The organism is Corynebacterium ihumii (assembly GCF_028609825.1).
Classification (GTDB): domain Bacteria; phylum Actinomycetota; class Actinomycetes; order Mycobacteriales; family Mycobacteriaceae; genus Corynebacterium; species Corynebacterium afermentans.
In genome coordinates this window covers 1,899,346-1,926,260 of sequence record NZ_CP063190.1, presented here as the reverse complement: position 1 = coordinate 1,926,260, position 26,915 = coordinate 1,899,346, and the positions used below count along the sequence as shown (strand labels likewise).

General features: G+C 65.0%; 27 protein-coding genes and 1 tRNA gene. 15 read left to right on the top strand and 13 right to left on the bottom strand.

Features of this window, described 5'->3' with window-relative positions:
• Positions 1-12: 12 nt before the first annotated feature.
• Positions 13-2,754, top strand: a complete 2,742-nt coding sequence (locus CIHUM_RS09410) for an ATP-dependent Clp protease ATP-binding subunit (RefSeq protein ID WP_035000080.1) — start codon at positions 13-15, stop codon at positions 2,752-2,754.
• Here CIHUM_RS09410 and CIHUM_RS09405 read toward each other — a convergent pair.
• Complete coding sequence (locus CIHUM_RS09405) at positions 2,697-4,103, bottom strand: alpha/beta fold hydrolase (protein WP_158293379.1); 1,407 nt, start codon at positions 4,101-4,103, stop codon at positions 2,697-2,699. The genes CIHUM_RS09410 and CIHUM_RS09405 overlap by 58 nt on opposite strands.
• A 90-nt stretch (positions 4,104-4,193) precedes the next feature.
• Between CIHUM_RS09405 and CIHUM_RS09400 the strand changes: the two genes are divergently transcribed.
• Positions 4,194-4,364 (top strand): DUF4236 domain-containing protein, encoded by a 171-nt coding sequence (locus CIHUM_RS09400; protein WP_074432070.1) that lies wholly within the window; start codon positions 4,194-4,196, stop codon positions 4,362-4,364.
• Here the strand turns inward: CIHUM_RS09400 and CIHUM_RS09395 are convergent.
• A complete protein-coding gene (locus CIHUM_RS09395) occupies positions 4,343-5,224 on the bottom strand; it encodes an HhH-GPD family protein (RefSeq protein ID WP_035000078.1) in 882 nt (293 codons plus the stop codon). The genes CIHUM_RS09400 and CIHUM_RS09395 overlap by 22 nt on opposite strands.
• On the opposite strand from CIHUM_RS09395, the gene CIHUM_RS09390 reads away from it, so the two are divergent.
• Together CIHUM_RS09390 and CIHUM_RS09385 are read left to right on the top strand one after the other, a co-directional pair.
• Complete coding sequence (locus CIHUM_RS09390; protein WP_035000077.1) at positions 5,223-5,843, top strand: carbonic anhydrase; 621 nt, start codon at positions 5,223-5,225, stop codon at positions 5,841-5,843. The genes CIHUM_RS09395 and CIHUM_RS09390 overlap by 2 nt on opposite strands.
• Before the next feature lie 9 nt (positions 5,844-5,852).
• The gene (locus tag CIHUM_RS09385) at positions 5,853-6,518 is read left to right on the top strand and encodes a hypothetical protein (protein WP_035000076.1); all 666 of its coding nucleotides are present in this window, start codon (positions 5,853-5,855) and stop codon (positions 6,516-6,518) included.
• Here CIHUM_RS09385 and CIHUM_RS09380 read toward each other — a convergent pair.
• From CIHUM_RS09380 to CIHUM_RS09370, 3 genes are all read right to left on the bottom strand, one after another.
• Entirely contained in the window at positions 6,511-7,752 is a 1,242-nt protein-coding gene (locus tag CIHUM_RS09380) for a hypothetical protein (RefSeq protein WP_273680208.1), read from the bottom strand. The two genes, CIHUM_RS09385 and CIHUM_RS09380, sit on opposite strands and share 8 nt — an antisense overlap.
• Before the next feature lie 104 nt (positions 7,753-7,856).
• Complete coding sequence (radA, locus tag CIHUM_RS09375; protein WP_035000074.1) at positions 7,857-9,209, bottom strand: DNA repair protein RadA; 1,353 nt, start codon at positions 9,207-9,209, stop codon at positions 7,857-7,859.
• A gap of 91 nt (positions 9,210-9,300) precedes the next feature.
• Complete coding sequence (locus tag CIHUM_RS09370; RefSeq protein ID WP_035000073.1) at positions 9,301-9,831, bottom strand: hypothetical protein; 531 nt, start codon at positions 9,829-9,831, stop codon at positions 9,301-9,303.
• Between the two features lie 181 nt (positions 9,832-10,012).
• Between CIHUM_RS09370 and CIHUM_RS09365 the strand changes: the two genes are divergently transcribed.
• The 6 genes from CIHUM_RS09365 (at position 10,013) to rlmB (ending at position 15,919) form a co-directional block, all read left to right on the top strand.
• On the top strand, positions 10,013-10,603 hold the full coding sequence (locus tag CIHUM_RS09365; RefSeq protein ID WP_035000071.1) for a CarD family transcriptional regulator: 591 nt from the start codon (positions 10,013-10,015) through the stop codon (positions 10,601-10,603).
• Positions 10,548-11,282, top strand: coding sequence for a 2-C-methyl-D-erythritol 4-phosphate cytidylyltransferase (ispD, locus tag CIHUM_RS09360; protein ID WP_051106511.1), 735 nt, complete (start codon positions 10,548-10,550; stop codon positions 11,280-11,282). The genes CIHUM_RS09365 and ispD overlap by 56 nt, the downstream gene beginning before the upstream one ends.
• Before the next feature lie 153 nt (positions 11,283-11,435).
• Positions 11,436-12,908, top strand: a complete 1,473-nt coding sequence (locus tag CIHUM_RS09355; RefSeq protein WP_051106510.1) for an HNH endonuclease signature motif containing protein — start codon at positions 11,436-11,438, stop codon at positions 12,906-12,908.
• Positions 12,905-13,390, top strand: coding sequence for a 2-C-methyl-D-erythritol 2,4-cyclodiphosphate synthase (ispF, locus tag CIHUM_RS09350; protein ID WP_035000068.1), 486 nt, complete (start codon positions 12,905-12,907; stop codon positions 13,388-13,390). Before CIHUM_RS09355 ends, ispF begins: the two co-directional genes overlap by 4 nt.
• 267 nt (positions 13,391-13,657) lie before the next feature.
• Positions 13,658-14,983, top strand: coding sequence for a cysteine--tRNA ligase (cysS, locus tag CIHUM_RS09345; RefSeq protein WP_035000067.1), 1,326 nt, complete (start codon positions 13,658-13,660; stop codon positions 14,981-14,983).
• 3 nt (positions 14,984-14,986) lie between these two features.
• Complete coding sequence (gene rlmB, locus CIHUM_RS09340; RefSeq protein ID WP_035000065.1) at positions 14,987-15,919, top strand: 23S rRNA (guanosine(2251)-2'-O)-methyltransferase RlmB; 933 nt, start codon at positions 14,987-14,989, stop codon at positions 15,917-15,919.
• Here the strand turns inward: rlmB and CIHUM_RS09335 are convergent.
• Genes CIHUM_RS09335 through thrE form a run of 6 tightly spaced genes read right to left on the bottom strand, consistent with a single transcriptional unit; the run spans position 15,894 to position 20,863 of the window.
• Complete coding sequence (locus CIHUM_RS09335; RefSeq protein WP_035000064.1) at positions 15,894-16,664, bottom strand: CE1 family esterase; 771 nt, start codon at positions 16,662-16,664, stop codon at positions 15,894-15,896. The genes rlmB and CIHUM_RS09335 overlap by 26 nt on opposite strands.
• On the bottom strand, positions 16,646-17,341 hold the full coding sequence (locus CIHUM_RS09330) for a trehalose-phosphatase (RefSeq protein ID WP_035000063.1): 696 nt from the start codon (positions 17,339-17,341) through the stop codon (positions 16,646-16,648). Before CIHUM_RS09330 ends, CIHUM_RS09335 begins: the two co-directional genes overlap by 19 nt.
• Positions 17,338-17,721, bottom strand: coding sequence for an META domain-containing protein (locus CIHUM_RS09325; protein ID WP_035000062.1), 384 nt, complete (start codon positions 17,719-17,721; stop codon positions 17,338-17,340). The genes CIHUM_RS09330 and CIHUM_RS09325 overlap by 4 nt, the downstream gene beginning before the upstream one ends.
• On the bottom strand, positions 17,718-18,995 hold the full coding sequence (locus CIHUM_RS09320; RefSeq protein ID WP_035000061.1) for an alpha,alpha-trehalose-phosphate synthase (UDP-forming): 1,278 nt from the start codon (positions 18,993-18,995) through the stop codon (positions 17,718-17,720). Before CIHUM_RS09320 ends, CIHUM_RS09325 begins: the two co-directional genes overlap by 4 nt.
• On the bottom strand, positions 18,996-19,355 hold the full coding sequence (locus CIHUM_RS09315) for a hypothetical protein (RefSeq protein ID WP_035000060.1): 360 nt from the start codon (positions 19,353-19,355) through the stop codon (positions 18,996-18,998).
• Between the two features lie 53 nt (positions 19,356-19,408).
• Positions 19,409-20,863: a threonine/serine exporter ThrE gene (thrE, locus tag CIHUM_RS09310; RefSeq protein ID WP_051106509.1), complete on the bottom strand. Its 1,455-nt coding sequence runs from the start codon at positions 20,861-20,863 to the stop codon at positions 19,409-19,411.
• Between the two features lie 66 nt (positions 20,864-20,929).
• On the opposite strand from thrE, the gene CIHUM_RS09305 reads away from it, so the two are divergent.
• The 3 genes from CIHUM_RS09305 (at position 20,930) to CIHUM_RS09295 (ending at position 23,264) form a co-directional block, all read left to right on the top strand.
• Positions 20,930-21,005: transfer RNA gene (locus tag CIHUM_RS09305), tRNA-Thr, on the top strand.
• A 170-nt stretch (positions 21,006-21,175) separates the two neighbouring features.
• The gene (locus tag CIHUM_RS09300; protein WP_035000297.1) at positions 21,176-21,883 is read left to right on the top strand and encodes a response regulator transcription factor; all 708 of its coding nucleotides are present in this window, start codon (positions 21,176-21,178) and stop codon (positions 21,881-21,883) included.
• 4 nt (positions 21,884-21,887) lie between these two features.
• Positions 21,888-23,264 carry a sensor histidine kinase gene (locus CIHUM_RS09295; protein ID WP_051106508.1) on the top strand — a complete coding sequence of 459 codons (1,377 nt, stop codon included), beginning with the start codon at positions 21,888-21,890 and terminating at the stop codon, positions 23,262-23,264.
• On the opposite strand, the gene CIHUM_RS09290 is transcribed toward CIHUM_RS09295, so the two are convergent.
• Entirely contained in the window at positions 23,242-23,658 is a 417-nt protein-coding gene (locus CIHUM_RS09290; protein WP_035000058.1) for an HIT family protein, read from the bottom strand. The two genes, CIHUM_RS09295 and CIHUM_RS09290, sit on opposite strands and share 23 nt — an antisense overlap.
• A 31-nt stretch (positions 23,659-23,689) precedes the next feature.
• On the opposite strand from CIHUM_RS09290, the gene purD reads away from it, so the two are divergent.
• Both purD and purB read left to right on the top strand, forming a co-directional pair.
• Entirely contained in the window at positions 23,690-24,937 is a 1,248-nt protein-coding gene (gene purD, locus CIHUM_RS09285; protein WP_035000295.1) for a phosphoribosylamine--glycine ligase, read from the top strand.
• Positions 24,937-26,370 (top strand): adenylosuccinate lyase, encoded by a 1,434-nt coding sequence (gene purB / locus CIHUM_RS09280; RefSeq protein ID WP_243427190.1) that lies wholly within the window; start codon positions 24,937-24,939, stop codon positions 26,368-26,370. The genes purD and purB overlap by 1 nt, the downstream gene beginning before the upstream one ends.
• Before the next feature lie 3 nt (positions 26,371-26,373).
• Here the strand turns inward: purB and CIHUM_RS09275 are convergent, their stop codons facing one another.
• A complete protein-coding gene (locus CIHUM_RS09275; RefSeq protein ID WP_148363859.1) occupies positions 26,374-26,901 on the bottom strand; it encodes a hypothetical protein in 528 nt (175 codons plus the stop codon).
• Between the last annotated feature and the right edge of the window lie 14 nt (positions 26,902-26,915).

Below are 26,915 nucleotides of genomic sequence, written 5' to 3'. Positions count from 1 at the left end.
GGGGTCAGCCACATGTTCGAGCGGTTTACCGACCGGGCCCGTCGCGTCATCGTCCTTGCACAGGAGGAGGCGCGCGAGCTCAACCACAATTACATGGGCACCGAGCACATCCTGCTCGGCCTGATCAAGGAGGGCGAGGGCGTCGCAGCGAAGGCGCTTGAGTCCATGGGCATCAACCTCGACGACGTGCGTCGCGAGGTCATCGACATTATCGGCCACGGCACCCAGCCGGTGACCGGCCACATCCCGTTCACCCCGCGCGCGAAGAAGGTGCTGGAGCTTTCCCTGCGTGAGGGCCTGCAGATGGGCCACAAGTACATTGGCACCGAGTTCCTGCTGCTCGGCCTCATCCGTGAGGGCGACGGTGTGGCGGCCCAGGTGCTGATCAAGCTCGGCGCGGACCTGCCGCGCGTGCGCCAGCAGGTTATCCAGCTGCTGTCCGGCTACGAGGGCGGCGAGGGCCAGAACCCGGAGTCCCCGCAGCAGGGCCAGCCGGGCTTCGCAGGTGCCGGTGCGGGTCCGCGCGCTGGTGGTGGCCCGCAGGGCGGCGAGCGCTCCAACTCGTTGGTGCTGGACCAGTTCGGCCGCAACCTCACCGCGGCCGCGAAGGAAGGCAAGCTCGACCCGGTTGTCGGCCGCGACAAGGAGATCGAGCGCGTCATGCAGGTGCTGTCGCGCCGCACCAAGAACAACCCGGTGCTCATCGGCGAGCCCGGTGTGGGTAAGACCGCCGTGGTTGAGGGCCTTGCCCTGGACATCGCCAACGGCAAGGTCCCGGAGACGCTGAAGGAGAAGCAGGTCTACTCCCTGGACCTGGGTTCCCTGGTGGCGGGTTCCCGTTACCGCGGCGACTTTGAGGAGCGCCTGAAGAAGGTGCTCAAAGAGATCAACCAGCGCGGCGACATCATCTTGTTCATCGACGAGATTCACACCCTCGTCGGCGCGGGTGCCGCGGAGGGTGCCATCGACGCGGCTTCGCTGCTGAAGCCGAAGCTGGCGCGCGGCGAACTCCAGACCATCGGTGCCACCACGCTGGACGAGTACCGCAAGCACATTGAGAAGGACGCGGCCCTCGAGCGCCGCTTCCAGCCGGTGCAGGTGGACGAGCCGAGCCTGGAAGACACCGTGCAGATTCTCAAGGGCCTGCGCGACCGCTACGAGGCGCACCACCGCGTGTCCTACACCGACGACGCCCTCAAGGCGGCAGCGACGCTGTCGGACCGCTACATCAACGACCGTTTCCTGCCGGACAAGGCCGTCGATCTTCTCGACGAGGCCGGTGCCCGCATGCGCATCAAGCGCATGACCGCCCCGGAGGACCTCCGCGAGGTTGACGACCGCATCTCCGAGGTTCGCAAGGAAAAGGAAGCGGCGATCGACGCCCAGGACTTCGAAAAGGCCGCCGGCCTGCGCGACACCGAGCGCAAGCTGGGGGAGGAGCGCTCCGCCAAGGAGAAGAAGTGGCGCTCCGACGACCTGGAGGAAATTGCCGAGGTCGGCGAGGACCAGATCGCGGACGTGCTGGCCAACTGGACCGGCATCCCGGTGTTCAAGCTCACCGAGAGCGAGTCGAACCGTCTGCTCAACATGGAAGATGAGCTGCACAAACGCATCATCGGCCAGGACGAAGCAGTCAAGGCTGTCTCCCGCTCCATCCGCCGCACCCGTGCCGGCCTGAAGGACCCGAACCGTCCGTCCGGCTCCTTCATCTTCGCCGGCCCGTCCGGTGTAGGTAAGACGGAGCTGTCCAAGGCGCTCGCGGAGTTCCTCTTCGGCGACGACGACTCGCTGATCCAGGTGGACATGGGCGAGTTCCACGACCGCTTCACTGCCTCGCGCCTCTTCGGCGCACCTCCGGGATACGTCGGCTACGAAGAAGGCGGCCAGCTCACCGAGAAGGTACGCCGCAAGCCGTTTAGCGTGGTGCTTTTCGACGAGATCGAGAAGGCGCACAAGGAGATCTACAACACGCTTCTCCAGGTGCTCGAAGAGGGCCACGTCACCGACGGCCAGGGCCGCAACGTGGACTTCAAGAACACCGTGCTGATCTTCACCTCGAACCTGGGCACCGCCGACATTTCCAAGCCGGTCGGCCTAGGCTTCACGGGTGACACCGCCACGGATGCCGAGGCGCAGTACGAGCGCATGAAGGGCAAGGTTAACGACGAGCTGAAGAAGCACTTCCGCCCCGAGTTCTTGAACCGAATCGACGACATCGTGGTGTTCAAGCAGCTCAATCAGGACGAGATTGTCAAGATGGTGGACCTGCTCATCGGCCGCGTGGACAAGAACCTGGCCGCGCAGGACATGGGCATCGAGCTGACCGAGAACGCGAAGAACCTGCTCGCGGTCCGTGGCTTCGACCCGGTGCTGGGTGCGCGCCCGCTGCGCCGCACGATTCAGCGCGAGATCGAGGACATCCTGTCGGAGAAGATCCTGTTCGGCGAAATCGGCGCCGGCGAGATCATCACCGCGGACGTCGAGGGCTGGGACGGCGACGTCGAGGCTGCACGCAAGGAACGCGGCAAGGCCGCGCCGGACGCGAAGTTCACCTTCACCCCGCGCCCGCGCCCGCTGCCTGCAGAGGCCTTCGACGTGGAGCCGGAGGACGAAGTCCGCGACATCGAGCCGGAGCGCACCCAGCCGGAGTCCGAGGCATCAGAGTTCCCGGATGAGCGCGACGCCGCCGAGGACGATCAGAAGGGCAGCGAAGGCAACGAGGGCAAGGACGGCAACGGCCCCGAGCCGGTGTAAGCGTAAGCCCACAAGCCCAGGGCGCCGAGAGTGCCCAGCACGGAGAACACGATAGCGGTGATCTCCACGGCGTTGAGCCCCTCCACCACCTCGTACTCGGGGTGGTCGGAGGGGCAGACCTGTTTCATGGGCTTGCCTTTGAAACGGTCGGACAGCCAGTCCGCAACGTTGTCGGTCTGCAGCAGCAGCGGCAGCGCGTGACCGGAACCCGGGGCGCGCGGAGTGAGCTCGCGGCGGCCAGACGACAAGGGCTGCGTGGGCGAGCCCGGTACAACCACGCGGCGGTACTCCACCTCGGCGCCGAGTGCGCAGTAGTCCTCAGCCAGCTGGGTGGCTTGCGGCTCCGGGACGAGGTCGTCGTCCGGGTTGGTCAGCACCATAATCGGCGCGTTCGGCTTCACCTTGCCAAGCTTGTTGTGCTCGAGGTATTTGCCGATGCGCTCGTCTTCTTCCGCGATGTCTGCGAACGTCTTTGCGTCGACGAACATGTCGTCGGTGATCTTCGGGGCGTTCATCGACGCATCGATAACGCACGACGTTTTCAGATCCTCCAGCAGGGCCTTGCCGTCGTCGGTGAGGTGTTCCTGGATCGCCTCGTGGAACTCGGGGTAGGTCTCCGAGTAACTGGCGGCGGCGAAACCCGCCACTGCGGTGAGCATCGGTGCGGACGCCTGCTGCAGCACGCCCAGGGGGTCGGCCGGGGGAGCTCCAGAGAAAGTACCAACCACGTTGAGCTCCGGGGCGTAGTCGCCGACCAGCTCCGCGGCCGCCGCAGCTGCGCCGCCGCCCTGCGAGTAGCCCCAGAACGCCACCTTCTCGCCGCGTTTGGCTACGGCGCGGGCAGCATCAATCACTGCCCGGCCCTGGTCGACGCGGTTGAGGTAGGTGTGCAGGCCGTCGGTGCCTAGGCCCATGTAGTCGGTGACTACCACGCGGTAGCCGTCGTCGAGAAGCATCTGCACCATTGGCACCTCGTAGTTGATGTTCACCGTGCCGCCCGGGCCGAGGGAGGACAGCATCGACGACGCCGCCGACGGCGCGCACTGGTCGCCCAGGCCGCGCGTGCCGGGGGCGAGAACGATCAGGCCCTTTGCAAACGGACGGTCGTATAGCGCGCCGGTGACCGGCACCTTCTCGCCGCGCTCGTTGACGGAGGTGTAGCGGATGCGCTTGCCGTTGGTGCCCAGCACCCACTTTTTCGCGTCGAGCTTTCCAGGAGTGTTACCTGCCGCGCCGTCAAGCGACTGCGAAGACATCTCTGGGACAGACGAGAGCGACGACGCGTCACCGATCACCTCGAAGGTCGACGAACCTACCGAAGACAGGGAAGAAAGCGATTCCGCGCTCAAATCCTCAGCGTGCGCAGAGGGACAAATCAGGAGCGGGACAGCAAAAAGACACCACCGTTTACGCATGGGAAGCAGTGTAAGCTCCCGTCCATGGGAATTCAGTACCGCAAGCGCCAAAAGATCAGCGACGGCAGCTGGCTCAACTACTCCAAGTCCGGTGTGTCCGCGTCGAAGAAGATCGGGCCGGTCACCTTCAACTCCCGCGGCGGCGTGTACGTGAAGCTACCCGGCGGGCTGCACTACCGCGGCAGGTGGAAGTAACCCTTCTCGTCCTGCTCTGCCAGACCGTCTTCGAGCAGTGAAAATAGCGCGCGGGAAAGCTGTGCGGGGTCGTGCCAGAGGTCGTCGATAAGCTTTTGCTCCACTGGGCTGTCGGACTCCCGCAACAACCGCATGATCTTGCCGCGCACCTGACGGTCGGTGCCAACAAAGCGCTGCGAGCGCTTCTTCACTTCGGCTTCCGGTTTGCCGGCCGCGAGCCACGCACACTCAGCGCGCACCGGGCATTCCTCGCACTTCGGCGCCCGCGCGGTGCACACGAGTGCTCCGAGCTCCATCAGCCCGACAGAAAACTCGGGGCCATTCTGCTCCGGCAAGAGCGCCGCAACCTGCTCGATTTCCTTCTTGCCGGGCGCCCCGAGCGCCTCGCCGCGCTCCACGCGGGCCACCACGCGCCGCACATTCGTGTCCACAACTGGCACGTTTTTCCCGTACGCGAAGCACGCCACCGCCCGCGCGGTGTAGTCGCCGATCCCGGGGAGCGCCAGCAGCTTATCGACGTCCTCCGGTACCTCCCCGCCATGCTCATCCACAATCACCTGCGCGCACTCCTTCAGCCGCAGCGCCCGGCGCGGGTAGCCCAGGCTGCCCCAGGCCCGCAGGATCTCGTCCGTGCCGGCTTGCACAAACGCTGCCGGGGTGGGCCAGCGCTCAATCCACTCCTGCCAGATGGGGGCGACGCGCTCAACCTGGGTTTGGTGGCTCATCACCTCGCTAAGCAGCACGCCCCACGGAGACGTCGACGAGTTTCGCCACGGCAGCTTGCGAGCGTTGGAGCGGTACCAATTGATGACCTTGTTTGGGCACAGTTTCGTCACAATGCGTGCAACAATAGCGGTCATGACTAATGTGACCGATCTCCAGGCCGCCACCACACCCCGCGAAGTGTGGGAGCTGCTGAAAGCAGGCAACGAGCGTTTCGCCACCGGCAACACCGCGGACCCGCGCCGCGACCCCGCAACCCGCCAGCAGCTCACCTCCGGCCAGAACCCGGCAGTCGTCGTGGTGGGCTGCTCCGACTCCCGCGTGCCAATTGAGCTGCTTTTCGACGCCGGCTTCGGCGACATCTTCGTCATCCGCACTGCCGGCGGCTGCGTGGACTCCGCGGTGTCGGCGTCCGTCGAGTTTGCGGTGGACGGCCTCGGTGTCGACCTCGTGCTCTTCCTCGCCCATGAGAAGTGCGGCGCCGTGGGGGCAGCCGTGGAAGCACTCAGCTCCGGCGACATCCCGCCCGGCTTGACGCGCGTGTTCGTGGAGAAGATCTCGCCGGCCGTCGCCGAGGCGAAAACCCGCGGCGAGCAGGTGGAGCAGGCGCACGCACGCAACGGCGCAGAGCACCTGGTGGCCCGCATCCCGTCCGTCATTTCCGGGCTGACGCACAAGACCGTGGGCGTGGTGGGTGCGCGCTACCGCCTGTCCGACGGCCGTGTCGAGACCACCTACGAAAACTTCGGCGATTAAGTTATAGGCATGTCGAACCAGCGCCCACTGCCTCCGGAGATCTACATGCGCCGCCGCGTGGCGGCCCTCGTCATCCTGCTGGTGATTGTGGCGCTGTTGGTGTGGGGCCTGTCCGCGTTCGCCCGCAGCGGCAAGACCGACGAGACGGAAAACACCCCCGAGACCGTGTCAGAAGCACCGTCCACCACCCTGGCCACCGAGCCGACGGTGCAGCTTTCCGAGGAGAGCACGCCCAGCTCCACCCAGCCGAGTGAGGAAACCGTCGCCGCTCCTGTGAAGAAGGGCAGCTGCGAGCTGGCGGACTTGGAGACCCACGCCTCCAGCAACCAGCCTTCGTACGCCATCGGGGTGCAGCCGGTGTTTTACATGGAGGTGAAAAACCCCACGGACACCGACTGCGTGATCAACCTGGATGACAACCTGCTGCGTTTCGAGGTCTACGACATGGCCACCAACGACCGCATCTGGTCCGACACCGACTGCTACCCGCCGGTGGCGGCAGGCAACGTCGAGTTCGCGCCGGGCGAGAAGCGACGCTGGGAGGCCCGCTGGTCCGTCACCGCATCGCAGCCGGGACAGTGCGACAACCGCCCGGAAGTGAAGGCCGGCTCCTACTTCCTGCACGGCGTGATCGGGGACAACGCCTCCGACGCAAGCCCCTTCAACATCACCTAAGCCGCTCGAGCGCCTGCGCGTACGCGGGCAAGCCCGAGAACACACCGAAGTCGCGCAGGTAGTTGACGGCCCAGCCCATGGCCTCCGCGTCGCCTGCCTCGCGCGCCCGCTGGTGCACGGACTCCAGCACCAGCGCGGATTCTTCGAAGCGCTCGCAGCAAAACAGCGACACCGCGTTGTCGCAGAGCGTAAACAGGGTTTCCCGCGGGTCCTGTGTTTTCGCGGCGACCGGCAGCGCCCACGACGACAGATCCACCGCTTCCGCCGCGCGCTGTGTTTTTTGCAGCGCGGTAACCACGTTGCCGACGTACTGAGAACCCAGACCGTCCGCTGCCCCGCTTTCCACGTACTCGGTGAACGTGTTTTTCAGCCGGCCCCGCGCGGACGGCCACAGCTCGCCGAACCCCGGGTCGGCCGCGGAGGCGACCCACTGCGCCACCGCAGACGCCCCTTGCAGGCGCCACCACGGCGATCCTTCGCCAGCGTCCACAATCTCCTGGGTGGGGGAGACCAGATATAGTGCGGCGTCGAACTCGTCGGAGCGAAGCAGCCTGCGCAACACCTGCGAGTACCGGCGCAGCGCGGTGTCCGCGTCCGCACCAGCGGTGTCCAGCAGCAGGCACGCCGCGGCGTCGCGCATCGCGCCCAAGTCCATGTAATTCGCGGCCTTGACCAGCGCCAGGTCGATCTCTTCCATGCCAGGACAAATTCGCTCCGGCAACCTCGACAGCGCATCCAGAAACGCCAAGGTGTCCAGGGGCCGCCGCGCTTCGTCCGCCAGCAGCGCGAGCTGGAACACCACTACGTAATCCAGCGACGGGTGGAACGCCACCGCGCCGGCTGCATCGAAAATCTGGCGGGCCAGCTCTGAGCCCAGGTCCAGCTCCTGCAGCACCATCACCTGCTCCACCAGCTGGTCCGGCTCCGGCAGGTGCACCCCGACGGGGGACGACAACGAAAACACCACCGTGTCCGCAAAAACCGCCAGGTCGAGCGGTGGCACGTCCACCTCCCGTGACCTTCCCCCGAACGCCCTCGCCAGCGACGCCACCTGCGGGTCCCTGCCAGGCCACCGCGGCGACGTGAACCGCACGAGGAAACGTTGCCCCAGCCCAGCCTCCGTCGCGGCCGCGAAGAACTCCCCGAGGGCGCCCATTGCCTCCGCCGGATGCTCAATGAACGGCTCCGTGCCGGACACCAGCCCCAACGCCTGGTCGTGCAACCCTCCCCGCAAAAGAAACGTCGCCGTCTCAATTACTGCAACTACATGGTCTGAATCTGCCGTGTGTTCGCGGAGCACATGAATGGCCCGCTGAATTTCCCCCGATTTCATGGCACCTAACTTAGCAAGGACAGCGCCTCCGCGAGGGTGGAGACGGGGCGGACCGTCAGGCCGTCGATAGACAGCTTCTCTCCGGCGGGCACGATCGCGCTGGTGTAACCCATGCGGGCCGCCTCCTGGAGGCGGCGGCCGAGGTTTGGCACCCGCCTGATTTCTCCCGCCAGCCCCACCTCACCCACAACCACCGTTTTCGCAGGCAGCGGCTTCTCGTGCAGGCTCGACCACGTTGCTAACGCGACCGCGAGGTCCGTGGCCGTTTCCGTGATCTTCACCCCGCCGACGGTGGCCACATAGGCGTCCTTGTCGTTCGTGCGTTCCCCGCAGCGAGCCTGCAGCACTGCCAGCACCATGGGCACCCGGTTGAAATCGAGGCCGGTGACCACGCGCCGCGGGCTCTTGTTCACCGGATCCACGGTCAGCGCCTGCACCTCAGCGAGGATAGGGCGCACGCCGTCCATCGCCACCGTCACCGCGGACCCGTCCGGCGTTTGCCCGCGGTGCGACAGGAACAGCCCCGACGGGTCCGGCACCTCCCGGATGCCGCCGGAGGTCTGCTCGAAGCAGCCGACCTCGTCCGTGGCGCCGAAGCGGTTCTTAATGCCCCGGAGCATTCTTAGCGACGACTGCCTGTCCCCCTCAAAGTTCAACACCACGTCCACCAGGTGTTCCAGCACGCGCGGGCCGGCGACGTTGCCGTCCTTGGTCACGTGCCCCACCAGCAGCACCGGGATGTTCGTGGTCTTGGCCAGCGTGGTCAGCGCCGCAGTGACCGCGCGAGACTGCGCCACGCCACCGGCGACGCCTTCGACGCCCGCGGCGTGCATGGTCTGCACCGAATCCACAATCAGCAACGAAGGTTTCAGCTGCTCCACGTGCCCAAACACCACGTCCAGGTTGGACTCGGCGGCCAGATACAGCGTGTCCACCAGCGCCTCCGTGCGCTCGGCGCGGGCCCGGACCTGGCCCGCAGATTCCTCCGCCGTGACGTAGAGCGCCTTGCGCCCCTGCTTTGCCCAGCGCGACGCCACCTCCAGCAACAGCGTGGACTTGCCCACACCGGGCTCGCCCGCCATCAGCACCACGGAGCCGGGCACCACACCGGAGCCGAGCACGCGGTCCAGCTCCCGGATGCCGGACTTGACAGTCTTCGTCGCTGTAGCCTCGACCTTCGTGATCGGGCTCGCGGGAGCTGACGGTGTCAGCGAGGACTTCTTCACCGGGCCTGAAGCAGCCGGCGCTTCCTCTTGGAGCGTGCCCCAAGACCCGCACTCGGGGCAGCGGCCGAGCCACTTGGGGGAGGAGTAGCCGCACTCGGTGCAGGTGTGGATCACACGGGGTTTCTTTGCCATGCGCCACACCGTATAACACGGCCCCGACACGGTGTTCGAACACGAAAAAACCGCTGGTTAAACCAGCGGTTTCGCAAGAAGGGGGGGGAGCTTAGACCTCGCGGTCCACCTGGCCGGAAGCCAGGGTCGGGGCGGACACGGTTGCCACGACATCCAGGGAGCCGGTGTCGAAGTTGAAGGTCACCGGCACGTTGCCGCCGTAGGCGAAGTCGTCGTTCGCCAGCGTGGTCGCGGTGTACTCGATGCAGTTGTCGTTCTTGTCCTGCGGCATGCGCTCCAGGCCGTCCTTGGAATCCGCAACCAGCGCGCAGTTGTAGGCGATGGAGGAGTTGCCGGAGATGGTCACGTTCTGGCCGTCCACGTCGACGGACTTCAGGGTGTGGTCCTTCATCGCGGTGTCCTGGTTGGTGGCGGTGAACTTCAGGGCGGCCTGGCCGTCCTCAGCGAGCACCACGGTCACGTCCTGCACGGCGACGGAACCGTCCTCGGTGGAGGCGCTAGCGCCGTCAACGGCCGCAACCTGGTTCGAGGTTTGGGTGATCTGGCCGGCGGAGCAGCCAACGAGGGCCAGGGTGGCGCAGCCAGCGACGGCGGCGGCAGCGACGCGCTTCAGGGACTTCACGGGGTGTCCTCCATCATCAAACTCATTCGAGGGTTTCCTCCGCAATACTCTAGCGTCTGCACAGCAAGTTTTCCCACTTGCTCCCCCTATTGGGCGAGCCGACCTTTGGTCGTCGATAAGCGAAATGCGGGGTGGTAGGGTGTTGGGGTCTGAACTTCGCCTAACGACGCAAGGAGCCGCAATGGAATTCAAGGTCGGAGAAGTGGTTGTGTACCCGCACCACGGAGCGGCCCGCATCGCCGATATCGAGCAGCGCGAGATGCGCGGAGAGACCCTCGATTACCTGGTGCTGCAGATTCTCCACTCGGACCTTGAAGTGCGCGTTCCGGTGAAGAACTCCGAGCTAGTCGGTGTGCGCGACGTGGTCAACGAGGAAGGCCTGCAGAAGGTGTTCTCCGTGCTGCGCGAGACCGACGTGGAGGAGGCGGGCAACTGGTCCCGCCGCTACAAGGCCAATCAGGAGCGCCTCGCGTCCGGCGACATCAACAAGGTCGCGGAGGTTGTCCGCGACCTCTGGCGCCGCGACCAGGGCAAGGGCCTTTCCGCAGGTGAAAAGCGCATGCTGGGTAAGGCGCGCCAGATTCTCGTCGGCGAGCTCGCGTTGGCGGAGCCGGTGGACGAGAAGAAGGTCGAGGAGATGGACAAGCAGATCCAGGCCATCATCGACGAGCAGGTCAAGGCCGGAATTTCCGTGGACCCGGGCCAGGTCGAAGACGATGACGAGGTGGATCTGGACGACCTCTCCTTCGACGACGAGGACGACGGCAAGTAAATTGCGCCTCGAAACCGTGGCGGTCGTCGCCGCCGCCGGGCTGGGGACCCGCCTGGGCGCCGAAGTGCCCAAGGCATATGTGGAACTTGGTGGCCGGACGCTGCTCGAGCGCTCCGTGGCGACGATGTCCGAGGTCGTCGACCACGTTGTCGTAGTGGTCAGCCCGTCGATGGAAACGCGCGCCCGCGGGCTCCTGGCCGGCTACGAGGTCCAGTTCGTGCATGGGGGTGCGGAGCGCGCGGACTCCATCTTCGCGGCGCTCAAAGCGGTTTCGCTTGACGACGCCTGCGTGGTCGTCCACGACGCTGCCCGCGCGTTAACCCCCGCGGCGATGGTTTCGCGCGTGGTTGACGCGGTGCTTTGCGACGCCCCTGCGGTGGTGCCCGTGGTGCCGGTGGCGGACACTGTGAAGCGGGTTTCGGGGGAGATTGTCGAAGAGACCCTGGACCGGTCTACGTTGCGCGCTGCCCAGACGCCGCAAGGGTTTGACCTGCGGATGCTGCGCAGGGCGAACGAAAAGTACCTCGCTGAGAAACCGGCGTTTGTCGCCACCGACGACGCGTCTTTGATGGAGTGGTTCGGTGTGCCGGTCGTTTCCGTGGAGGGGGATCCCATGGCGTTCAAAATCACCACCCCGCTGGATTTGCGGTTGGCGGAAAGCGTGGTCGGCGCGCTCTAAGGCTCGTGTCGGGGTCGTTTGCTATAGGTAGCGTGGGGAGATCTCGCCTTATCAGGGGTTCGAAAACATATCCGAAAAAAGTTTTGAAAAACCCTTGACGTGGAACATGTGTCGGCATTATGTTCGATATTAGTTCCGGGAGGAGGGTGAGGCATGAACGGAACTTTTGCAACGGAGAGAGAAGGCTGTCCGATCACCGCCGCAGGCCAGGCGATGCGGGAGGCAGAGTTCCAGATTTTCCACCGCTACGCCAAGCCGTTGGTAGAAGTGGAGGACTTCGAACTAGAGGCCTATTCGATTGCGATGGCAGTAGGGGAAAGCCAGAGTTGGGCTGAAAGTGGGATTCTTGGGTATTCGGTGCTCGCTGATCTACCGAAGTTGCGGGCGCTGCAGGAAGAGACCCGCCGGTTGGACGTGAGACGTCTGTCGGCCATCGAGTCCACGCTGAACCGCCTCAACGATCTGGCCACGCCAGACATTCTCGCGGACATGGACGAGTATCTGGTCAAGGTATTCACGCCGAGGCGGGTGGGGGCGGAGTTGCCGTCGCCAAGCTCGCTGCGTCGCCGTCTGCGCGAGCGGATCCAGCGCATCGATTCCGACCTCGCGCCGAACCAAAAGAAAATCAAGGAGCGGAAGAAAGAGAAGGACCTGCCGTTAGGCACCTGCCGGAGCCTCTTCTACGGCCAGGACGACGGCGATGCCGGGCTGAATGTGGAGGGCGACCCCGTCACGCTCGGCCGAATGGAGCGTTTCACCGAACAGGTGGCGCGCGAGCACAAGCTCTCAAGGGACGACGCGATCAAGGCCATCCTCACCGGCGAGATTCGTGCGACACCGAAGGTCGTGCTCTACATGTTCACGTCGAAGACACCGGGCAGCTCGTACTACATCCCGAATTTCGGATGGACCGACGCGGACGGTACCGCCGCAGTGGAACAGATGCTGGAGGACAACCCGCCCCACGTCGTGGACCTGGACGAAGCGGAGTGCGCCGAAACTGAGGCGTACGTGCCCACCGCCGCCATCCGTGCGCTGGTGCAGGCCCGCGACGGGGTGTGCCTCTGGCCCGGCTGCAACGTGAAGGCCGAAAACTGCCAGCTGGACCACCGCATCCCATTCAACGAAGGCGGCAAGACCACCGCCTCAAACCTGTTCAGCCTCTGTGCGCACCACCACAACCTAAAGACCGATCGCCGCGTCTACTACGTGCCCGATCCGGTTACCGGCGAAATAGTGTGGCTGCACTCGGACGGCACCTTCCAAGTCTCGGCCCCGGAAGGGTTCATCACCGACTATCTGCAGCCGACGAACCCGAGGTGGCAGACAACGCTGGCGAAACGGCGGCAGAAACGCAAGGACCGTGCCGAGTTTTACAACCGCTCCCACTCTGCGGTGGAGAAGTACGAAAACGACTTCGACTACGACGCATGCATGGCCACGATCCGCGCGATGGAGGACAGGTTCGGCATGACATTCGAGTATCCGCCGGAAAAGAAGCCGGAGGGCACCCCGGATATCCTCGCCGCGCTGGAAAAACAATGGAAGGAGATTGAGCTCGAGGAGATGCAGGAGTACTACTCCGACTACGACTTCAGCGACGCTGAAGTAGCGTCGTACTTATGACAAATCTCCGAGTAGGTACGGCGTTCGACGCCCACCAGATCCAACCCGGGAAAGAATGCTGGATCGCCGGCATCCTCCACGAAGACCAGGACGGCTGCGAGGGGCATTCGGACGGCGACGTGGTCAGCCACGTCATCGTCGACGCCGTATTGTCCGCATCCGGCCTCGGCGACCTCGGCTCCTTCGTCGGCGTCGGCCGCCCGGAATACGACGGGGTACGCGGCGTCCAGCTCTTGCAAGAGCTGAAAGAGCTTCTCGACGCCCACGGTCACACCGTCGTCAACGTCTCCGCCCAACTGATCGGCCAAACCCCGAAGATGTCGCCGGTGCGCGAGGAAGCGGAGCGGGTCCTCTCGGAGGCGCTCGGCGCCCCTGTGTCTGTGTCGGCGACGACCACGGACCACATGGGATTCACCGGAAGTGGCGAGGGCCGCGCGGCCATAGCGACGGCGTTGGTGGAACGAAAGTTCCGTACTCCGTAACTACATAGTGGCCCCGCCGCTACCTGGCGGACGGCACCCTCCAGTTCACCAACCGCACCGTGCCCTACACGGCCACGGTGGAGCAAACCGTAAAGGAAAAGTGGGTCGAGACCCTCGAGGTTTCCGGTGCCTTCACCATGCTCGACGGCGACGCACAGGACGTGAAGTGCAGCGCGGGCCAGGTTGGGGAGCCGACCGACGTGCCGTTCCTGAGGCTCGCTACTCGGAGCTCAAGGTGGACGAGTCGGCGCTGTAGACTGCGGTGTTGTGAAGCAACGCATTTTCGACACCAAAACCCGCACGCTGCGCGACTTCGAACCGATCCGGCCCGGGCATGTCTCGATTTACCTGTGCGGTGCCACCCCGCAGGCTAAGCCCCACATCGGGCACCTGCGTTCGGGTGTCGCGTTCGACATCGTCCGGCGCTGGTTCCTGGCCAACGACTACGACGTCGCGTTCGCGCGCAACGTCACCGACATCGACGACAAGATCCTGACCAAGGCACGCGAGCACAATCGCCCCTGGTGGGAGTGGGTCTCTACCTACGAGCGCGAGTTCACCCGCGCGTACGACACCCTCGGCGTGCTGCCGCCGTCCGTGGAGCCGCGCGCGACCGGGCATGTGACCCAGATGGTCGACTACATGCAGCGGCTTATCGACGCAGGCTTCGCTTACCCCCGCGACGGCTCCGTCTACTTCGACGTCAACGCCTGGGTTAAGGCCGGCGGGGACTACGGCTCGATCTCCGGCAACAAGCTGGAAGATATGACAGGCGACGACCCAGACTTCGCGCTGTGGAAGGCCGCCAAGCCCGGCGAGCCGAGCTGGCCCACCCCGTGGGGGCCGGGGCGGCCCGGCTGGCACCTCGAGTGCTCGGCAATGTCCACCTGGTACCTGGGCTCCGAGTTCGACATCCACGGTGGCGGACTGGACCTGCAGTTCCCGCACCACGAGAACGAACAGGCCCAGTCGCACGCCGCCGGTGATGGGTTTGCCCACTTCTGGATGCACAACCACTGGGTGACCATGGCGGGCGAGAAGATGTCGAAGTCGCTCGGCAACGTGCTGTCCATCGACGCGATGCTCGAGCAGGTTCGCCCCGTGGAGCTGCGCTACTACCTCGGCTCCGCGCACTACCGCAGCGTCCTGGAGTACTCGCCCGAGGCCCTGCAGGAGGCGGCGGCCGGCTACCGGCGCATCGAGGAATTTGTGAAGCGCGCCGGCATGTCCGAGCCCACCACCTGGACCGACGGGTTCGCCGACGCGCTCAACGACGACTTCTCCGTGCCCAAGGCGCTCGCCGAGATCCACAACCTCGTCCGCGAGGGCAACAAGGCGAAGGACCCCGCTCCTATCGCTGCGCAGGTGCGTGCGATGGCGGCGGTGTTGGGTGTGGATCCGGGGGCGTGGCCGTCGTCGACAAGCAATAGCAACGCGCTGGATGTGCTGGTGCGCGCGGAGCTGGAGCGCAGGGCGACCGCCCGCGCGGAGAAGGATTGGGCGACCGCCGACGAGGTGCGCGACAGGCTGGCCGCGGCCGGCATCGAGGTGACCGACACGGCCGATGGGCCGCAGTGGCAGGTGAAGGAGTAGATCATGGCGAAACCGTACGAGCGGCCTGACAAGCAAAAGAAGAACAAGAAGGGCCCCACGAAGGGCTCCGGCGGGCAGCGTCGCCGCGGCCTGCGCGGCAAGGGCGCGACCCCGAAGGCGGAGGACCGTGTCTACCACGCCGCCCACAAGCGCAAGCTGGATCGGCAGCGCCGCGCACAGGGGCGCCACGACCGAGAGGTCGCCGACATGGTGGTCGGCCGCAACCCGGTAGTGGAATGCCTCAAGGCGAAGGTGCCGGCGGAAGCGCTGTACGTGGTCGCTGGTACCGGCCACGACCAACGGCTGAGCGAGGCGGTCGGCATGGCCAACTCCAAGGGCATCCCGGTGCACGAGGTGCCGCGCCAGCAGCTCGACGCGATGACCGGCAACGGCATGCACCAAGGCATCGGGCTGAAAATCCAGCCGTACAAGTACGCCGACTTTGGCGATTTGCTCGAGTCCGTGGACGGGCCAGGCATGTTCGTGGTGCTGGACAACATCACCGACCCGCGAAATTTGGGCGCGGTGATCCGCTCGACCGCGGCGTTCAGCGGCAACGGCGTGATCATCCCGGAGCGCCGCTCGGCGCAGGTTACCGGCGTGGCCTGGAGGACATCCGCCGGCACCGCGGCGCGGCTGCCTGTGGCGCGCGTGACCAACGTGACCCGTACCGTCAAGCAGTTCAAAGACAACGGCTACACCGTGGTCGGCCTCGATGCGGGCGGCGAGCACACTCTGGACACCTTCGACCAGGCCACCGACAACGTGGTCATCGTCGTCGGCTCCGAGGGCAAGGGCATCTCGCGCCTGGTGCGCGAAAACTGCGACGTGATCATGTCCGTGCCCATGGAGGACTGGGTGGAATCCCTCAACGCCTCCGTCGCGGCAGGCGTGGTGCTAAGCGAGTTTGCTAGGCAAAGAAGAACTCGCGGATAAGCTCCCCGCCGGTAGGGGACTTCGGGTTGTGGCCCAGCCGCGGGTCGAGGTCCTTGTTCACCGGCACCATGTGCCCGGCACCCTCGAGGGAGACGAGGCGGACCGGGTGCTCGCCGGTCCAATCGTCGACGCGGAGCTTTTCGCTTGTCGACGTTACGTGGCCGGTGCAGCCGTTTAAGTTCGCAAAGAACTCGGCGGAGTCGAGGGCGGACCGGGTTTCTCCCCGGTTGTTGCCGCCGATGCCGGCCACGCCGCCTTTGTAAGGCACGAGCTTGTCATTTGTGCCCTGGACGGCCAGAAGCTTCGTCGGTTGGTAGTTGTCGGTGGTGGTCAGCGTGTTGTCGGCGGTTGGCATCGACGCGCCGAAGGTGGCGGCGCCGGTGAGCAGCCCTGGGGCGTCGAAAAGCAGGCGCATAATCATTTGCCCGCCGTTGGAGAAACCGCAGCCGATCACCGTGTCGGCGCTGTAGTGTTCGACGAGTTTCGTGAGGAAGCCGACGTCGTCGATGCGCATGCGGCGCGCATCCTCGTTGAAACCTGCGCGCAGGTCGTTGAAGTGGTGCTTGATGCCGTCCGGGTAGACCACGGTGGGGCCGAGGCCCTCGAAGGTGCGGTCGGTGAAGTTGCGCAGCACGTTGCCGGACTGCAGCGAGCCGTGCAGGACCAGAAGGAGGGCGTTGGTCGTGCCTTCGATCTCGATCCAGCGACGCTCGTGGCCCTGGTGGACTAGCGCGTGGCGCTCCATGCTTCCCTTTCGTCGGCGAGTTGGGTGAGCAATTGTGCCATGGCGTCGACGTCGGGTACCCGGCGGGTGGCCCGCGACGGTTTTGTGCCGACTTTGATGCCGAGGTCGGTCTCATCGAGGACCGCCATGGCGTGCTCGTCGGTGTCGTCGTCGCCGGCGAAAATCGTCCTGTCGAAGTCCTGCTTGTAATCGTTTAGCCAGGTGCCTTTGGTAATCGACACCGCAGAAAACTCCACCACGTTGTGGCCCTGAGTCTTCGGGTGGCCATGGGTGTCGATGGCGTTCGCGGCGGCGAGGATGGTTGCCGCGACGTCGCGGTCGTGGACTTGTGCCACGTGGAGGACGCGCTGGTACGGCTTGACCTCCACGTAGGCGCCGTCGGTGGCGAGGGTGTTGAGCTGACCCTCGATGCTGTCCAGGTAGGCGCGGTCTTCCTCTGCAAGTTTTGGCCCCGGCTCCGCGCCGTGGGAGCCGATCAGGGTGACGGGTAGGTTTTGCGGGAGGACCTTCTTGATGCCCTCGACGTGGCGGCCGGTGAGGATGGCCACCTCGGTGTCGGGCAGCGCCGCCAATCGACGGATGGCTGCCTCCGCGGCCGGGTGAATGCGGACCGCGTACGGGTCCGGGTTGAGTTCTGCGAGCGTGCCGTCGAAATCCAGGCAAACCAGGAGCCTCATCGCATCAACCTCAGGGTTTCGCCGCTGTCGGCCACGAGGATCATCTCAAAATCGGCGGGGTGGGACACCTGGAAGGTTCGGTTATCGGTGAGGAGATGTTCCAGTTGATCGTGGGTGTGGCGGGCCCAGCCGGAGCAATCGCCCGGGTCGCCGAGTGCGATGTTTTCCAGCGTGATGGTGTCTTCGCCCTCGAACGAGCCGGACACGTCGGCGCAGCCGGTGGTGCCGGAGAACCTTTGGTCGTCGATACGCACGCGCGCGATCGACGCCTCAGTGGCGGGCTGGTCCTCGCTGGTGCGCAGCGAGACAACCTGCCACGTGGGAGCGGGCGCGCAGGCGGCCAAGGCGAGCAACGGCGCGATAGCTACGGCGCGCTTCACAGCTCCTCCAAGAAAGATTTCGCCCACGCGGCCACATCGTGCTCCATCACCCAATCATGCATGTGGCGCATGCGCGCAGGGTCCGGGTCGGTCGCCTCGAGGATCGCCTCCTTGACGGACTCCAGGTCAAACGGGTTGCACAGGTACGCCTGGTCGAGCTCCACGGCGGCACCCGCGAACTCGGAGAGCACCAGCGCGCCGTCCGCGTCCGGGTGGGCCGCCACATACTCCTTGGCCACTAGATTCATGCCGTCCTTGAACGGGGTGACCAGCATGATGTCCGCGGCGGCGTAAAAGGTGCCCAGGTGCTCTTTCGGCACGCTGCGGTGAACGTAGTGCACGATAGGCCGGCCCACCTCGCCGAAGCGGCCGTTGATGCGGCCGATGGCCTCTTCGACCTGCTTGCGGGTGGTGCGGTAATGCTCGATGCGCTCACGCGACGGAGTGGCGATCTGGACAAAGGCGATGTCGGAGAGCTTGCCCTCCTCCAGCAGTGACTCGATGGCCAACAGGCGCTGCAGGATGCCCTTCGTGTAATCCAGGCGGTCCACTCCAAGAAGGAGGTGCTTCGGGCTGCCGACGGCGCTTCGCAGCGCCTCGACCTGCTCGTTTGTGGCGGCAGCGATCTCCCCCGAATCGATGGAAATGGGGAAAGTGCCGGAGCGGATCTCCTCCGTGAGCAGGCGGAAGTTGTCCTCGTCCGTGTGGCGCTGAAAGCCGATCAGATCGCAGCCTTTCAGCCCCTCGAGAATCTCGTCGCGCCACGGCAACTGCTGGAACAACGCCGGGGCGGGGAAGGGGATGTGCAGGAAAAAGCCGATGGTCACGTCGGGACGGAGTGCTTTGAGCATCCCCGGGACGAGCTGCAGTTGGTAGTCCTGCACCCACACGGTGGCGTCTTTCGCTGCAGCTTTCGCGGTCGCCTCCGCGAACTTGCGGTTGACTGCGACGTAGCGGTCCCACCAAGCCTGGTTGTACTCCGGCTGAACAATCAGATCGTGGTAAAGCGGCCATAACGCGGAGTTGGAAAAGCCCTCGTAGAAGCCTTCAAAATCATCCTTGTCGAGCGCGACTGGCAACAGCGAAATGCCACCGAACTCGAACGGCTCAAGCGTTTCCCCGATGGTGCCGGGCCAACCCACCCAGCAGCCCTCCCGGGCGCGTAAAACCGGGGCAAGGGCGGCGACGAGGCCGCCCGGGGAGACCTCGTAGTGGTCTCCCACCTTGTCCACCGGCAGGCGGTTCGCCACAACGACGAACTCGTTGTCCCCCATTTATGCCTTCTTGGCAGTCTTCTTCGTCGACTTTTTGGTGGCCTTCTTGCTTGCCTTCTTCGTGGTCTTTTTCTTGGTGGCCTTCTTGCCTGCCTTCTTCTTCGTGGCCTTCTTCTTCGTGGCCTTCTTTTTGGTGGCCTTCTTCGGAGCTTCCTCCTCGGCCTCCTGCTCCAGGTCCTCCACGTAGCGCTTGTACACGAAGCCCTTCGGGGCAACCCCCAACATGGACATCAGGGTTACGCCGTCCAGGAAATCCTCGGCGTACGTTGCCACGATCCGACGGGCACCCGAAGCCGTCTGCTCCTCAACAGCGTGCATCGCCTCGGCGGTAGGGCGCGAATCGGTGATCTTAGGTGGCACTACGTTCTCCTTCTTCCATCAGGCGTCAAGGGCTTTCATCCTACGCGATGAACTTATCTGCGTCGCCGCACCCTGAGCAGCTGCTCGAACGTGAAGCGGCCGGCGCGCTTGAACGCTTGGTACGGCACATACAGTTGCGGCCGGCGGATGCGGCGCGCAACCCACTCGCCGAACACCACACCGGCGGCCAGGGCCATGCAGGTGCCAATGGCGTTGAACAAATTCATCATGCCCAGCAGCATCTGCTCGTTCATCAACGCGTACATGCCGCGGTAAATCCACGAGCCGGGCAAAAACGGGGTCACGCCCGCCACGGCCGTGATCACCGGGTTGATCAAAAACCGGCGGGAAATCAGGCCGCCGACAAGTCCCACCACAATGGCGCAGGCTGCGGTCGCCGACAGCCTGCCCAGGCCGAATGGCGCGAGGAGGATGTAGTAGCAGGCGGAGCCGAGCGCGGCGGTGACAATGGAAAGCATGATCGCGGCGCGCTCCGCGAAACAGCACACGGCAAAAGCGGCTGCAGCCATGCCGCCGCCGACCACGGTGAGCAGCGCATTCGAATACGCGGCGCTGCCGGGGAGAAGCTCAATCGGCGGCAAGGGCATTCCCACCATCTCTGAAACCGCCACGCCGCTGGCCACGCCGGCCACGATGCCGCCGGTGTTCAGCATGGCGGAGAAGAAGCGTGCGGAAGCGTTGAGGGGGGAGCCGGTCACGCCGTCGAGAAGCGATTGCACAAGCGTCAGACCCGCGAGAAGGACGATGATGCCCGTCGCAATCAGCTGGCTGGGCACAATTGTGCGGCCGATCGACGCGGAGAAGTCGTACGTGATTGCTGCTGGCACCGTGGCGAGGAAACCGCCGATGACGTTGTGGAAAAACGCAGGCAGGCCGCCGCGGGAAAGCAGCTTGTTGAAGCCCATGATGAGAAACGCGGTCAGGCCGCCGACGGTCATCATCAGTAGGTCGCCGCCGAGCAGCATCGCCACGAAGAAACCCATCACCGTCCAGCCGGCGAGGTTGCGGGTGTTGCGGTGGGGGATCGGCGAGGTGTCGATGTCATTGAGGATCCGCTCCGCCATTTCCGGCGGGGTCGCGCCGGAACGGATCGAGCGGATCAGGCGGTCCACTTCCTGCAGTTTGTGGTAGTTCTCGCTGATCATTGTGACCACGCGGAAGACGTTCACCGGGGTGCGCTGGTCCACGCCGATGATCGTGTTGAGCGTGATCGTGTTCACGGTGATGGACACGTGCACATAGTGCAGGCCGTACGAGGAACACACCGTATGGATCTGCTTCGCCGCATCCGCAGACGTCGTCGCGTTCGCAATGAGGATCTCCCCGATGCGCGCGGCGATGTTCATCACCGCCGCGACCTCGGCGGGATCCGCCAGGTTAATGGGCGCGAGGACGGACGGCGGCGGGGACGTGCGGGCCTCGTCAATCGTTGCCACACGCTGCCGCGAGCCGGAGATCCTCTCCCACAATGAGCTACCTTCTGTCACACGTTCACACTATCCGTTGGCCAGTTATGTCGCAGGTGCGGGGCGTGTGTAAGATCTTGCTGCACTGCTGGAGTGGCGCAATTGGTAGCGCAACGGTCTTGTAAACCGTAGGTTGCGGGTTCAAGTCCCGTCTCCAGCTCCAATTCTTTTGTGGGGGCTTGTCGTGCGGGGAGACATTTCGGGGGAAGTCCGCTAGGGCCATTCAGTGGACATACAGGAAACGTGCAGACTTGTGCGGTTTAATCGCTCTATCTTGTTAGCAATACGGAATTTGCAACGCAGAATTTTGCAACGAAACGGAAAGTGATTGTCATGGCAGAGAACTCGCAGAACCTGAAGGTGCTCGTCGTCGACGACGAGCCGAACATCGTGGAACTGTTAACTGTTTCCCTGAAGTTCCAAGGGTTCGAGGTGGAGACCGCAAACTCCGGTCCCGCAGCCATCGAGCTCGCCCACTCTTGGAAGCCGGACGCCTACATCCTCGACGTGATGATGCCGGAGATGGACGGCTTCGAGCTGCTAAGCAAGCTGCGTGCCGAAGGCCTGGACGCGCCGGTGCTCTTCCTCACCGCGAAGGACGCAGTGGAAGACCGCATCCACGGCCTCACCATCGGCGCGGACGACTACGTGACCAAGCCGTTTTCTCTTGAAGAGGTGATCACGCGCCTGCGCGTGATCCTGCGCCGCGGCAACGTCAGCGAAGATTCCAACGAAGACAGCACCCTGCGCTACGCGGATCTCACGCTCAACGACGATACCCACGAGGTGACCAAGGCCGGCGAGATCGTGGAACTGTCGCCCACCGAGTTCAACCTGCTGCGCTACCTTATGCTCAACGCCGAGGTGGTGGTGTCCAAGGCGAAGATCCTGGACAACGTGTGGCACTACGACTTCGGCGGCGACGGCAACGTGGTCGAGTCCTACATCTCGTATCTGCGCCGCAAGGTCGACACCGGCGACGTGCAGCTGATCCACACCGTCCGCGGTGTCGGCTACGTGCTGCGCACCCCGCGTCAGTAGTGCAATGTCCTATTCGGTGTTAACGGCGCCGTCGAAAAAGCCGCTCAAGCGGCAGCTTGTCGCGGTGGTGATGGCCGCATCGACGATCGGCATCGCGCTGAGCTCGGTGCTGATCTACTTTGTCATGCGCTACTTTCTGGTCGACCGAGCAGACGACCAACTGCGCGAAGGCATGGCAACGTGGGCGCAGCAAACACCCGCCTGGCAGTTCAACATCCTCAGCCTGCCCAGCGAGTTCAACCAAGCCACCCTGTACCCCGGCCACGACCAGCTGGTGCCGCGCAGGGGATCGGTGAACCCGCCGGACTACTCGAAGGTGGAGCGCCTCGACCACCCCACCACCATTCCCTCCGTCGACGACAAAGTCCAAGGTGTGAAGTGGCGGGCGATGGCGCACCAGCAGTCCGACGGCACTGTGCAGTACGTGGCTAAGTCGCTGGAAACCGAGGCGAAGATGCTTCGCGCGCTCGCCTGGGTGGAAGCCGGGGTCGGTGTGCTGGCGCTGTTCGGCATCGGCGTGGCCGCGAACTACATGGTGGCCCGTGCGCTCGCGCCGCTGAAGATCGTGGAGAACACGGCGTTGGCTATTGCGAACGGCGAGACGGACAGCCGTGTGCCCGCCTGGCCGCGTGAGACTGAAGTGGGCAGTTTGTCCTTCGCCATGAACACCATGGTGTCGAAGTTGCAGGACTCCCTGGATAACGCCCGCACCCAAGAGGAACAGATGCGCCGCTTTGTCGGGGACGCCTCGCACGAGCTGCGCACACCTCTAACCAGCGTGCGAGGGTACACGGAGCTGTACCGGAAGGGGATGGCGAACGACCCGGATATGGTCCTGGGCAAAATCGACGAAGAGTCCGCCCGCATGCAGCTTTTGGTGGAGGACCTGCTGGCGCTCACCCGCGCCGAGGGCGCGCGCCTAGAGAAGAAACCGATGGACGTGCTGGAGTGGGTGCTGTCCGCGAAGAGCACCGTCGATGCCGCTTTCCCGGACCGCACCGTGGAAGTCGTCACGGACACCCCGGATGTCGCCCAGGTCAACGGGGATCCTGACCGCCTGCACCAGGTGCTGGTGAACCTGATCACCAACGCCTACAAGCACGCCGGCCCGGACGCGGAAGTCACCGTGACTATCCGCAAGAACCTCGACCGCGTTGTCATCGACGTCGCCGACAACGGCCGCGGCATGGAGGCCAAGGACGCGGAGCACATCTTCGAGCGCTTCTACCGCGCCGACACCTCCCGCAACCGCGCCACCGGCGGTTCGGGGCTGGGCCTGGCCATCACCAAGTCCCTCATTGAGGCGCACCACGGCACCGTGAAAGTGACCACCGCGCCGGGGGAGGGCTCGACGTTTACTATTTCGCTTCCTGCGCTCTAAGAGCTTCTCTGATGGTGTCCGCGGCGGCGTCCATCTTCTCCGCGTCGGTTTCATCGTGGCGCATCGCGGTAGAGAGCGTGTAGCCCGACATGTCGTTGGCGGGGAACACGTGGATGTGGGCGTGCGGCACCTCGAAGCCGGCGATGAGGTAGCCGGCGCGCTCTGCGTTGAACTTCTCCACGATGACCGCGCCAATGTTTTGGGCGACCTCGTTCATGTGCGACCACAGCTCCGCTGGGATGTCGGTCCACTTGTCGATCTCTTCCACCGGCACGACCAGCGTGTGGCCGTAGGCGACGGGTTCGATTGTGAGGAAGGCTGCGACGGTGTCGTCCTGGTACACGATGCGGCCCGGGATCTCGCCGGCGATGATCTTGCTGAATACGGTGCTCATGCTTATCGACGCTACCGGTAAATTGGGGCGCATGCGCATCCTTGTCATCGGTTCGGGCGGCCGCGAACACGCCCTACTCAACGCAATGCAAGGCCACGAACTTACCGTCGCACCGGGTAACGCGGGCATGTCCCGCTTAGCGACGGTACGGTCCGTCGACGTCGCCTCCCCGGACGAGATTGTGGCGCTGGCCCGCGACATCGACGCGGAGCTTGTGGTGATCGGCCCGGAGGTGCCCCTGGTTGCGGGCGCGGCCGACGCGCTGATCGAAGCCGGCGTGCCGGTGTTCGGCCCGACGAAGGCCGCGGCGCAGCTCGAGGGGTCCAAGGCCTTTGCCAAGGACGTCATGGCCGCGGCGGGGGTACTCACCGCGTCGGCGACCCGCGTCGAGAAGACGTCGGACGTTGAGACCGCGCTGGACGAGTACGGCCCGCGCTACGTGGTCAAGGACGACGGCCTGGCAGGCGGCAAAGGCGTGGTGGTCACCGAGGACCGCGCCGAGGCGAAAGCGCACGCGGAAGCGGTGCTGGCGACCGGCAACCCGGTACTGTTCGAATCCTTCCTGGAAGGCCCCGAGGTCTCGCTATTCTGCCTCGTGGACGGCGAGACGGTGGTGCCGTTGCTGCCCGCGCAGGACCACAAGCGCGCCTACGACAACGACGAGGGCCCCAACACCGGTGGCATGGGTGCGTATGCGCCGCTGCCGTGGTTGCCGGAGGATGGCGTGCAGACAATCGTGGACACCATCGCGCGCCCGGTGGCGGAAGAAATGGTGCGCCGCGGGACCCCGTACCAGGGCCTTTTGTACATCGGCGCCGCTTGGGGTCCGCAGGGCCCGGCAGTGGTGGAGTTCAACGCCCGCTTCGGAGACCCGGAGACCCAGGCGGTGCTGTCGCTTTTGCAGACCCCGCTGGCGGACGTGCTCCTCGCAGTGGCCCAGGGGCGCTTGGACGAGGTCGGGGAACTGCAGTGGCGCGACGGGTTCGCCGCAATGGTGGTGCTGGCGGCCGAGGGCTACCCGCAGGCTGCCAAGACCGGTGGTGTTGTGAGCGGCGAAGCGTTGAACGATCCCTCGCGGGTGCTGCACGCCGGCACCAAGGAAGAAAACGGTGAGTACGTCGCGGCAGGCGGCCGCGTGCTTGGCGTGGTGGGCCAAGGCGCGACGCTCGAGGACGCCGTTGCGCAGGCGTACCAGATCATCGAAGGTATCGAACTTCCCGGGGCGTTCTACCGCAAGGACATCGCCCGCCCCGCGATTGAGGGTGCCATCTCCCTATGATGAATGCCGTGAAGCCGAATAACGCGAATGTTCTAAGTAACCGTTACGCCTCCCCGGAGATGGCCACCCTGTGGGCCCCGGAGCACAAGATCATCCTGGAGCGCCAGCTCTGGATCGCGGTGCTAAAAGCGCAGCAAGAGCTCGGTGTTTCCGTCGAACCGGGCGCGATGGAAGACTACGAGAAAGTCATCGACCAGGTGGACCTGGACTCGATCGCAGAGCGCGAGCGGGTCACCCGCCACGACGTGAAGGCGCGCATCGAGGAGTTCAACGCGCTGGCTGGCCACGAAGAAATCCACAAGGGCATGACCTCGCGCGACCTGACCGAAAACGTGGAGCAGCTGCAGGTGCGCCGCGCGCTCGAGCTCACCCGCGACAAGGCGATCGCGCTGCTCAAAGCCGTCGGCAACCGCGCCGGCGAGTACAAGTCCCTGGTCATGGCCGGCCGCTCCCACAATGTGGCGGCGCAGGCGACCACCCTGGGCAAGCGTTTCGCATCGGCAGCCGATGAAATCCTGGTCGCGGTGGAGCGCATCGAGGAGCTGTTGTCTCGGTATCCCCTCCGCGGCATCAAGGGGCCGATGGGTACCGCGCAGGACATGCTGGACCTCATGGGGGGCGACGAGGACAAGCTTTCCCGCCTCGAGCAGGGCATCGCGGAAGGTCTCGGCTTTGACCGCGTGTTTGATTCGGTGGGGCAGGTTTACCCGCGCTCCCTCGACTTCGACGTCGTGTCCTCGCTGGTGCAGCTGGGTGCGGGACCGTCCTCGCTGGCCACCACGATCCGCCTCATGGCCGGCAACGAAACCGTCACCGAAGGCTTCAAGGAAGGCCAGGTCGGCTCATCCGCCATGCCGCACAAGATGAACGCGCGTTCCTGCGAGCGCGTCGGCGGCTTCCAGGTCATCCTGCGCGGCTACCTCACCATGGTGGCGGATTTGTCCGGCCAGCAGTGGAACGAGGGCGACGTGTTCTGCTCCGTGGTGCGCCGCGTCGCGCTGCCGGACGCGTTCTTCGCCATCGACGGCCAGCTGGAGACCATGCTCACCGTGCTCGACGAGTTCGGGGCGTTCCCGGCCATGATCAACCGTGAGCTGGACCGCTACCTGCCGTTTTTGGCCACCACCCGCATCCTCATGGCAAGCGTTCGCGCAGGCGTCGGGCGCGAGACGGCGCACGAGGTGATCAAGGAAAACGCGGTCGCCATGGCGCTGGACATGCGCGAGCGCGGCGCGGAGCAGAACTTGGTGGAGCGTTTGGCCACCGACGAGCGCCTGCCGTTGGATCAGGCTCAGCTGGACGCGGCGTTGGAGGACAAGCACGCCTTCATCGGCGCGGCCGAGTCCCAGGTGGATCGGGTGCTCGCGAGGGTGCAAAAGCTTGTCGACGCGCATCCGCAGGCCGCCGCCTACACCCCGGGCGACATCCTGTAGCGCTTACTGCCAGGTCAGGGTGGCGTCGCGGGATTTGAGCTCGACGCCCCGGCCGATGATTCCTGGGTCGGCACTGCCCTCCCAGGAGGCCACGAAGCCGGTGTAGGTTTCGTTTGCTTCGAGTTCGCCGGTGTAGCCGGTGATGTCCCAGTCGCCGCAGTAGCTGGGGTCGGCCACGTTGGCGGCGAGGTCGTTGTCGATAGGCAAAAGCTCCGGCAACGCAACCGTGACATCCATGGGAAACTCGCCGATGGCAACCGGCGTGAAGCTGACGGGGAAGCACACGATGGAGCGGGCGTGCTCGGCGCTGCGGGGCGCGCGGGTGGTGGTCGGCTCGTCCACCGTGACCTCCCACTGCACCGGCACGTGGTAACGAACGTCCTCGGTGAGGATTTTGCCGGTCTGGCCGAAACGGAATGTGGCGCCATCGCGCGAAGGATAGAAATCCGGCATCTCTCCGCTGAACTCCGAAGGTGCGGTGCACGCTGCGAGGATAAGCGGGAGGAGGACAACGGTAGCGCGGTTTTTCACGGCGCATATACTAG